Below are 1,178 nucleotides of genomic sequence, written 5' to 3'. Positions count from 1 at the left end.
ACAGTGAAGCAATCGCCGCCGGCGCGGCGCCGTCGCGCGGATACTCGGCGCCGCCCATGCTCATGCTGGAAAAAATCTCGTGCTGGCCGAACTCAAATGGCTGGCGCATGTATTCCTGCAAGCTCGACAGGGCTTCCTGGAAGCTGACATTGTCGCCATGGGACTTGTACAGGATCGCCACATTGGCGCCGTTGAGGCGGAACACTTCGCCGCCGTGGCGTTCGGCCGCGCGCTTGATGCGGGTCGCCATTTCCTGCATCAGCCGATCACCGAAGGCATGGCCGAGACCGCCGACGACGCGCTCAAAACGGTCGATCATGCCCAGCACCACCGTATGCGGCTGGTCCGCCATCGTCTTGAGGCGACGCTCAAACGAGCCGCGGTGCGCCAGGCCGGTCAACGGATCGTGCGCCGCCTGGAAGGCCAGCACGTTCTCCGAACGGAAGCGCGCCCACACGTGATACATCATGAACAAGGCGGTCAGCAGCATACCGACGCTATAAATATGCACCAGCCGCGAAATTTCGTCGACGCCGCTGTTGGCCATGTCGCCCACTTCGTAGACGCCGGCCTCAACGTCGTGCTTGGCCTTGTCGAGCAGGTCGCGGATGTTGTTGGTCTTGACGTTGAGTTCGCCTAGCAGCAGGCGCACTTTTTCCCGGCTGACCGGCGGCGCCAGCATGATTTTTTCGAGTGCCGGGCCCATCGCCAGCACGGCGTCATAGTTGACGCGCAGGTTGCCCATCTCCGCAGCCTGCTGCAAATCGCGCCGTACGTAATCGAAGTTGTCGGCCATTTCTTCGCTGATCTGGGTTTCCAGCGTATCGAAGCGGTCGCGGCCGATGGAAGCGACGTAATACTTGTTAAGCGCCAGCTGGTAACGCAGCAGTGCACTTTCAAAATCGGACAGGTGGCGCAGCGTGGGGATTTTTTCCTGCAGCAGCGGCATCGTCGACGCACGAATATCCCTGGCCGTGCGCGCCATGGCGAAAAACAGCCCGATACCGGCGGCGATCACGACCACCAGCAAACCGTAAATCGCCCAGCGATAAGGTCGGCTGACCACTTGCATACTTGAACCCCAGCGAAGAAAAACCGCCCCCCGGAAACAGCGTCGCGCATGCGTGAGAATGGAGTGATGAACATCGGCCGACCTGCACGCATCCGGCCGTCGCCGT

The 1,178-nt window shown here is 61.3% G+C and carries 1 protein-coding gene; it reads right to left on the bottom strand.

Features of this window, described 5'->3' with window-relative positions:
- Positions 1 to 1,072: GGDEF domain-containing protein (locus HLUSI_RS0106560; RefSeq protein WP_029363209.1), on the bottom strand; the 1,072-nt coding region annotated here is incomplete at its 3' end.
- Positions 1,073 to 1,178 lie beyond the last annotated feature (106 nt).

It is taken from the genome of Herbaspirillum lusitanum P6-12, from assembly GCF_000256565.1.
Lineage (GTDB): Bacteria > Pseudomonadota > Gammaproteobacteria > Burkholderiales > Burkholderiaceae_D > Herbaspirillum > Herbaspirillum lusitanum.
Note: the sequence above shows the minus strand (reverse complement) of the source record. Positions and strands in the feature narration are given on the sequence as shown.